Raw genomic sequence first — 7,421 nt, forward strand, 5'->3', positions numbered from 1 at the left:
GAAGCGGAGCGGGGTGGGGTGCGGCGCAGACCCCCACCCCGCTCCGCTTCGCGGATCGACCCTCCCCACAAGGAGGAGGGTAAAAGCTCAAAACCCAGCCTGATCGCGAAACAACTCCGCATTGTCCAGCTTCGACACCTCGATCACCGCTTGCGTGCGGCTGTAGACATTGAGTTTGCGCAGGATCTCCGAGACATGCGCCTTCACCGTGGTCTCTCCCACCTGCAGCTCGTAGGCGATCTGCTTGTTGAGCAGGCCCTGGCGCAGCATCTGCAGCACGCGCAGTTGCTGCGGCGTTAGCGTCGACAGGCGCTGCACCATGTCGGCGCGGTCGGCGCTGTCGGCGTCCGGCGGCCGGCCTTCATAGGTCTCCGGCACATAGATCGCGCCTTCCATCACCGAGCGGATGGCTGCGGCGAGGTCGCTCTTGCGCGCCGATTTCGGGATGAAGCCGGCAGCGCCATAGGACAGCGCTTCGGAAATGATCTTCGGCTCCTCGTAACCAGAGACGATCACCACGGGCAGGCGCGGATAGCGGGTCCGGAGTTGCAGCAGGCCGTCAAAACCGTGCACGTCGGGCATCGAGAGGTCGAGAAGCGCGAGGTCGAACGGCTTGGCATCGGCCAGAAGATCGAGCGCCTCGGTGATCGAGCGCGCCTCCACCGTGTCGACTTCCGGATAGGCCATCTGCACGGCGCTGTGCAGCGCCTCACGAAACAGCGGATGGTCGTCGATGATCAGAAACCGGGCGCGATCGTGGGTTGCGGTCATGGGGTTCATTTCAGTTCGTGAGCGATTAGAATAACCTCTCCACCATGGCCAGATTATTGCCAAATAGTATATCGCCATCTCCGGCGGAAAGTGCCGCCGGCACTTTCTCGACCAAATCGCCTTGTCCAGGCCCCCAAATCGGTCGAATGTTCCGGCAACCAAGCAGAGACCCTTGATGACAGAATTCGTCCTTCCCCTGCCCGCAACCGCATCGGTGGCCGTTGCCGGCTCGTCCGATCGTTTTGCGGTGCGCCGTATCTACTGCGTCGGCCGCAACTACGCGGCGCATGCCCGCGAATTCGGCAATGACGAGCGTGATCCGCCCTTCTTCTTCACCAAGCCGGCCGACGCGGTGGTCGATTCCGGCACCGCTATCCCCTACCCGCCGCTGACGGCCAATCTGCACCACGAGATCGAACTGGTGGCCGCGATCGGCAAAGCCGGCTTCCGCATTCCCCGCGACAAGGCGCTGGACCATGTCTGGGGCTACGGCGTCGGCATCGACCTCACCCGCCGCGACCTGCAGGACGAGGCCAAGAAGGCCGCCCGGCCCTGGGACTGGTCGAAGGCCTTCGACCGCTCCGCCCCTTGCAGCCCGTTGGTGCAAGCGCACGAATCCGGCCACCCACAGAAGGGCCGCATCTGGCTCGCCGTCAACGGCAAGGTCAGGCAGGATGCCGACCTCGCCGAACTGATCTGGCCGATACCGGATATCGTGTCGATCTGCAGCGAGGCGATGGAGCTCGAGCCCGGCGACCTGATCTTCACCGGTACGCCAGCAGGCGTCGGCGCGGTTGGCCCCGGCGACACGATGACCGGCGGCGTCGACGGCATCGGCACCATCGAAATAACCATCGGCCAGCCGAAGTGAGCGCATGAGCAAACTCGTCCTGCACAACTACTATCGCTCCTCCACCTCCTACCGGGTGCGGATCGCGCTGGAGATGAAGGGGCTGAGCTACGACTATATCCCGCATCATCTGCGCCATGGCGAGCACCTCGAACCAGCCTATCTCGCGGTCAATCCGCAAGGGCTGGTGCCGGCGCTGGTGCTCGGCGACGGCACGCTGCTGACGCAATCGCTGGCGATCATCGAATTCCTCGACGAGACCAGCCCGGAACCACCGCTATTGCCAGGGGATGCGGCCGGTCGGGCACGGGTCAGAATGCTGGCGCAGATGATCGCCTGCGACATCCACCCGGTGAACAATCTGCGCGTGCTGACCTCGCTGCGCACGCTGTTCGGCGCCGGCGACGAGGACGTCGTCAACTGGTTCCGCCACTGGGTGAACGAGGGCTTTCAGCCGCTTGAAAAGATCCTGGCCTTGTCGGCGGAGACCGGAACATTCTGCCATGGCGACGCGCCGGGTCTGGCTGACATCTGCCTCGCCGCACAGATTGCCAGCAATGCCCGCTTTGGCGTCGATCTGACGCCCTACCCGACGATCGCGCGCATCAACGCCGCCTGCATGGCGCTGCCGGCCTTCCAGAAAGCGGCGCCCCAGAACCAGATCGACGCGGAATAAGGCGTCATCTGCGTAGCGTCGGCACCGGAACAGTATGGCTGGCGGAATCGATTTTCGCTTGACCGGATAGGGAATCGGCTATCGTTTCCCGCAGGCCGTGTGAAAGGTGGTGTTGCCGATGAAAGCCGTCGTCTTCGAGAAATTCGGCGAAGCGCCGAGGATCCAGACCGTTCCTGATCCGAAGCCGGCAGCCGATGGCGTCGTCATCAAGGTCGAGGCGACCGGTCTGTGCCGCAGCGACTGGCATGGCTGGATGGGTCATGACGAAGGCATCACGCTGCCGCACGTGCCGGGCCACGAACTTGCCGGCATCGTCGTCGCCGCGGGCAAGCAGGTCACGCGCTGGAAGGCCGGCGAGCGCGTCACAGTGCCGTTCGCCGTCGGCTGCGGCCGCTGCTTCGAGTGTAATTCGGGCAATCACCAGGTCTGCGAGCACCAGACACAGCCTGGCTTCACCGGCTGGGGCTCGTTTGCCGAATATGTCGCCATCGAACATGCCGACACCAATCTTGTGCGCCTGCCCGACGAGATGGAATTCGCCACCGCCGCCAGCCTCGGCTGCCGCTTCGTCACTTCGTTTCGAGCCATTGTCGACCAGGGCCGGGTGAAGCCGGGCGAATGGGTCGCGGTGCATGGCTGCGGCGGCGTCGGCCTGTCGGCGATTATGATTGCCAGCGCCATGGGCGCCAATGTCATCGCCATCGATCTCACCGACGAGAAACTGGATTTCGCCAAAAAGATCGGCGCCGTCGCCACCATCAATGCATCTACGACGCCGAACGTGGTCAAGGCGGTCAAGCAGATCACCAATGGCGGCGCGCATATGTCGATGGACGCGCTCGGCCACCCGACCACCTCGTTCAACTCGATCGCCAATCTGCGTCGGCGCGGCCGCCATGTGCAGGTCGGCCTGATGTTGGGCGAACACGCCCGGCCGCAGGTGCCGATGGACAAGGTGATCGCCTTCGAACTCGAAATCCTCGGCAGTCACGGCATGCAGGCCTATCGCTACCCCGCGATGATGGAGATGATCCGCCACGGCAAGCTGAAGCCCGAACTGCTGGTCGGCAAGAGGATCAGCCTCGACGAGGCGCCCGCAGCCTTGATGGCGATGGGCGGCTTCGAGGGCATTGGGATTGGGGTGGTCACGAAGTTTTAGGCGAGGACGGCACCGTCGTCAGGCGATCGCGCGTCGTGGCAATTCCTGCTTTGCGAATCGCTTGGCGCCTACGACGCAAAGCACGACGCCAAGCGTAACGACCACCATCAGCGGGCTGACCTGCTCGTGCAGCAGCGTCGCTGCCAGTGCCAGTCCGAAGAATGGCTGCAGCAGCTGCAACTGTCCGACCGCGGCGATGCCGCCTTGCGCCAGCCCGCGATACCAGAACACGAAGCCGATCAGCATGCTGAACAGCGAGACATAGGCAAGCCCCATCCACGCACTGACGCCGACGCCGTCGAACGACGGCGGCATGGTCATCAGCGTCAGCACCAGCATGACCGGCAGCGACAGCACCAGCGCCCAGCAGATCACTTGCCAGCCGCCGAGCCTGCGCGACAGCGCGGCGCCCTCGGCATAGCCGAGGCCGCAGGCGATGATGGCAGCCAGCATCAGACCGTCGCCGACCGGCGAGGCCGTCACGCCTTGCGTCAGCGCAAAGCCCGCGACCAGCGCACTGCCTATGCATGAAAACAACCAGAACGCCGGGCGCGGCCGATCGCCGCCGCGCAGCGCCCCGAATATCGCAGTGGCCAGCGGCAGCAGGCCGACGAAGATAATGGAATGGGCCGTGGTGACGTGCTTCAGCGCCAGCGCGGTCAGCAAGGGAAAGCCGACAACCACGCCAAGTGCCACGATCACCAGCGACAGCAGATCGCCGCGCTCCGGGCGTTTCTGCCGAAACAGGAGCAGCAGCGCAAGGCCAAGCAAGCCGGCAATCGCCGCTCGGGCCGAGGTCAGGAATGTCGGATCGAATTCCCTGACCGCCACCCGCGTCGCCGGCAGCGAGCCGCTGAAGATCAACACGCCGATGAATCCATTCATCCAGCCACTCGCGGTCTTGTCCATCGTATGCTCCGTTTGTCGGCTCCGTATCGCGCGGAGCCGGTAGTATCGCCAGAGACAATGCGGTACAATTATGCAAAACTGTCATGGTCAGCAGAGCAGTACGGATGGACAAGCAGACTACAGGAAGCGAGAGCGGCGGTACGCTGGTCGAAGGCGTCATGGCGACGATCCGCCAGCGGATCGCGGCGCGCAGCCTGACGCCGGGAGGGCAATTGCCGTCGATCCGCGCCTTTGCCAAATCCATGCGAGTGTCCAAATCCACCGTGGTCGAAGCCTATGAGCGGCTCGCCGCCGAAGGCGCGATCCGCTCGCGGCCGGGCTCCGGCTTCTATGCCGCCGGATCGCTGGCGCCGCTGTCGCTGGCCGAAATCGGCCCCCGCCTCGACCGCGCCGTCGATCCGCTCTGGATCTCGCGACAGTCCCTGGAGGCCGGCGATGACATGCTGAAGCCCGGCTGTGGCTGGCTGCCCGCTTCATGGATGCCACAGGCAGGGCTGCGCCGGGCGCTGCGCACGGTGGCGCGTGCCGACGATGTCGCACTGGCCGATTACGGCACGCCGCTCGGCCTGCCACCGCTGCGGCAATTGCTGGCGCGGCGCATGGCCGGGCATGGCATCGAGGCCTCGCCCGAGCAGATCATGCTGACGGAATCAGGTACGCAGGCCATCGACCTCCTGTGCCGGTTCCTGATCGAGCCCGGCGACACCGTGCTGGTCGACGACCCCTGCTACTTCAACTTCCACGCCCTGTTGCGCGCTCACCGGGCCAAGGTCGTCAGCGTTCCCTACACGCCGTCGGGGCCGGATATCGATCTGTTCGCGCAGGCGTTGGCCGAGCATCGGCCACGCCTCTACATCACCAATTCCGGCATCCACAATCCGACCGGCGCGGTGCTGTCGCCAGTCACCGCGCACCGGCTGCTGAAACTCGCCGATCAATCGCAATTGACCATTGTCGAGGACGACATCTTCGCCGATTTCGAACATGCGCCCGCCCCCAGGCTGGCGGCGTTCGATGGTCTCAACCGCGTTGTCCATATCGGCAGCTTCTCCAAGACACTGTCGGCATCGGTTCGCTGCGGCTTCATCGCCGCACCGCACGACTGGATCGAGCCCCTGACCGACCTCAAGATCGCCACGACCTTCGGCGGCGGCCGGCTCGCAGCCGAACTGGTGCTGACGTTGCTGAAGGACGGCAGCTACCGCAAGCACATGGATTTGCTGCGCGCGAAGCTTGCGCGCGCCATGGGCGAGACGGCCGCCCACCTGAAAGCGATCGGCATCACGCCGTGGATCGACCAGCCGGCTGGCCTCTTCCTGTGGTGCAGCCTGCCGGACGGCGTCGATGCGGCCGAAGTCGCCCGCCGCGCTCTGGCCGACAACATCGTGCTGGCGCCCGGCAACGCATTCAGCCTGTCCGGAACGGCTGGCCGTTTCCTGCGCTTCAACGTTGCCCAATGCGCGGACGAGCGGATTTTCAGGGTGCTCGAGGCGGCGATGGCGCGTTGACGCGCATCAAGCTGATCCTGTTGCCTGTGCAACCTTCGGCTGCTAGGGAAACGGGAGCGCACTCGAGAGAATATTCGCGCCATCATTTTCCGGGATAGCGTTTATGGGAACCAGCAAGTCAGCAGACAAGTAGGCCGCAACAGCACTTCGTTGTTGCGGCGGCCCGTCATTTCCCATCTTCATTGAGAACGGCAGATCGCCGCCAAATGTAGCCATTTGAGCGGATGTTCAATCATGCCTTTTCCAAAAAACCCGACATGGACCACTTCCCTGCCAGCAGCCATGATGCTGATGGCGCCCTTCGACATCCTGGCCTCGCTGGCCATGGACATCTACCTCCCGATTGTCCCGGCGATGCCGGGGATCCTCGAGACATCGCCTGATGTCATCCAGCTGACGCTGAGCCTCTACATGATCTGTCTTGGGCTCGGCCAAGTCGTCTTCGGCCCGATTTCCGACAGGATCGGCAGGCGCCCGGTGCTGATCGGTGGCGCGCTTTTGTTTTCAGGCGCTTCCTTTCTGCTCGCCAGCACCTCGCTGGCCGCTGTCTTCGTCGTCCTGCGCGTCGTGCAGGCCATTGGTGCGTCCGCCATTCTCGTTGCAACCTTCGCAACGGTTCGCGACGCCTATGCGCAAAGAGCCGAAAGTGCCGTCATTTACGGCCTGTTCAGCTCGATGTTGGCTTTCGTGCCGGCGTTGGGGCCGGTTGCCGGTGCGTTGATTGCCGACAATTTCGGCTGGCGGGCGATCTTCCTGACGCTCGGAGTCCTGGCCACGGCAGCTACCCTCAACGCATGGCCGAAATGGCACGAAACCCGCCCCTCGAATGGCGATACCAGGCGAATGGCGCTTCGACCCATTCTCTCCAGTCTTGCCTTCTGGACCTACACGCTTGCATTCAGTGCCGCCATGGGCGCCTTCTTCGTGTTCTTTTCGACTGCGCCACGGGTGCTCATGGATCGCGCCGGTTTTTCACAGTTCGGCTTCAGTCTAGCTTTCGCCACCGCGGCGCTGGTGATGATCGTCACCACCCGCTTCGCCAGAAGGTTCATTGCAAGCTGGGGCATCGCCGGCAGTGCCATCAGGGGCATGGCGATGCTGCTGTTCGGCGCGGCGCTATTGGCAGTGGGGCAACTGTTCGCACAGCCGTCCTTCGCGACATTTATCTTGCCGATGTGGGTCGTTGCCGTGGGTATCGTCTTCATCGTCTCAGTCACCGCAAACGGTGCACTCGAGGCGTTTGGCGATGTCGCGGGAACCGCAGTCGCACTCTACTTCTGCATCCAGAGCCTTGTCGTCGGCATCTTCGGCACGTTGTTCGTCGTCCTGCTCGGCGGAGACACGGCGTGGCCGCTGGTCGCCTACTGTTCGGTCATGGCGACGCTCACACTAAGCGCACTGAGGCATTTGCAGAAACGCCAAACCGAATAGACTGGACAGATGAGAAGCCTGGGCGGTTGGCGCAGGCTTCTCATCGTTGTCAGCGCGACGCCGCACACACCTCCCGCACACAGTCGCGCAACCAGCGTTGCGCCGGATCGGCATCGA

At 63.9% G+C, this 7,421-nt stretch carries 7 protein-coding genes; 5 read left to right on the plus strand and 2 right to left on the minus strand.

Annotated elements, in window-relative coordinates; all coding sequences use genetic code 11:
• Positions 1-87: 87 nt before the first annotated feature.
• Positions 88-771: a response regulator transcription factor gene (locus EN991_RS15965; protein ID WP_024503826.1), complete on the minus strand. Its 684-nt coding sequence runs from the start codon at positions 769-771 to the stop codon at positions 88-90.
• Positions 772-946: 175 nt separating this feature from the next.
• Here EN991_RS15965 and EN991_RS15970 point away from each other — a divergent pair, with 175 nt between their 5' ends.
• The 3 genes from EN991_RS15970 (at position 947) to EN991_RS15980 (ending at position 3,456) form a co-directional block, all read left to right on the plus strand.
• The gene (locus EN991_RS15970) at positions 947-1,642 is read left to right on the plus strand and encodes a fumarylacetoacetate hydrolase family protein (protein WP_024503825.1); all 696 of its coding nucleotides are present in this window, start codon (positions 947-949) and stop codon (positions 1,640-1,642) included.
• Between the two features lie 4 nt (positions 1,643-1,646).
• Positions 1,647-2,297, plus strand: a complete 651-nt coding sequence (maiA, locus tag EN991_RS15975; protein ID WP_024503824.1) for a maleylacetoacetate isomerase — start codon at positions 1,647-1,649, stop codon at positions 2,295-2,297.
• 118 nt (positions 2,298-2,415) lie between these two features.
• Positions 2,416-3,456 (plus strand): zinc-dependent alcohol dehydrogenase family protein, encoded by a 1,041-nt coding sequence (locus EN991_RS15980; RefSeq protein ID WP_127369115.1) that lies wholly within the window; start codon positions 2,416-2,418, stop codon positions 3,454-3,456.
• A gap of 18 nt (positions 3,457-3,474) precedes the next feature.
• Here EN991_RS15980 and EN991_RS15985 read toward each other — a convergent pair whose 3' ends face one another.
• Positions 3,475-4,365 (minus strand): DMT family transporter, encoded by an 891-nt coding sequence (locus tag EN991_RS15985; protein WP_127369116.1) that lies wholly within the window; start codon positions 4,363-4,365, stop codon positions 3,475-3,477.
• A gap of 104 nt (positions 4,366-4,469) precedes the next feature.
• Here EN991_RS15985 and EN991_RS15990 point away from each other — a divergent pair, with 104 nt between their 5' ends.
• Together EN991_RS15990 and cml are read left to right on the plus strand one after the other, a co-directional pair.
• Positions 4,470-5,873, plus strand: coding sequence for a PLP-dependent aminotransferase family protein (locus EN991_RS15990; RefSeq protein WP_127369117.1), 1,404 nt, complete (start codon positions 4,470-4,472; stop codon positions 5,871-5,873).
• 234 nt (positions 5,874-6,107) lie between these two features.
• Positions 6,108-7,304: a CmlA/FloR family chloramphenicol efflux MFS transporter gene (gene cml / locus EN991_RS15995; RefSeq protein WP_127369118.1), complete on the plus strand. Its 1,197-nt coding sequence runs from the start codon at positions 6,108-6,110 to the stop codon at positions 7,302-7,304.
• Positions 7,305-7,421 lie beyond the last annotated feature (117 nt).

Source organism: Mesorhizobium sp. M7A.F.Ca.US.005.03.2.1 (assembly GCF_003997795.1).
Classification (GTDB): domain Bacteria; phylum Pseudomonadota; class Alphaproteobacteria; order Rhizobiales; family Rhizobiaceae; genus Mesorhizobium; species Mesorhizobium ciceri.

Coding starts and splice junctions, on each gene's coding strand:
- EN991_RS15965 (WP_024503826.1), bottom strand. CDS start 771: ATGACCGCAACCCACGATCGCGCCCGGTTTCTGATCATCGACGACCAT.
- EN991_RS15970 (WP_024503825.1), top strand. CDS start 947: ATGACAGAATTCGTCCTTCCCCTGCCCGCAACCGCATCGGTGGCCGTT.
- maiA (WP_024503824.1), top strand. CDS start 1,647: ATGAGCAAACTCGTCCTGCACAACTACTATCGCTCCTCCACCTCCTAC.
- EN991_RS15980 (WP_127369115.1), top strand. CDS start 2,416: ATGAAAGCCGTCGTCTTCGAGAAATTCGGCGAAGCGCCGAGGATCCAG.
- EN991_RS15985 (WP_127369116.1), bottom strand. CDS start 4,365: ATGGACAAGACCGCGAGTGGCTGGATGAATGGATTCATCGGCGTGTTG.
- EN991_RS15990 (WP_127369117.1), top strand. CDS start 4,470: ATGGACAAGCAGACTACAGGAAGCGAGAGCGGCGGTACGCTGGTCGAA.
- cml (WP_127369118.1), top strand. CDS start 6,108: ATGCCTTTTCCAAAAAACCCGACATGGACCACTTCCCTGCCAGCAGCC.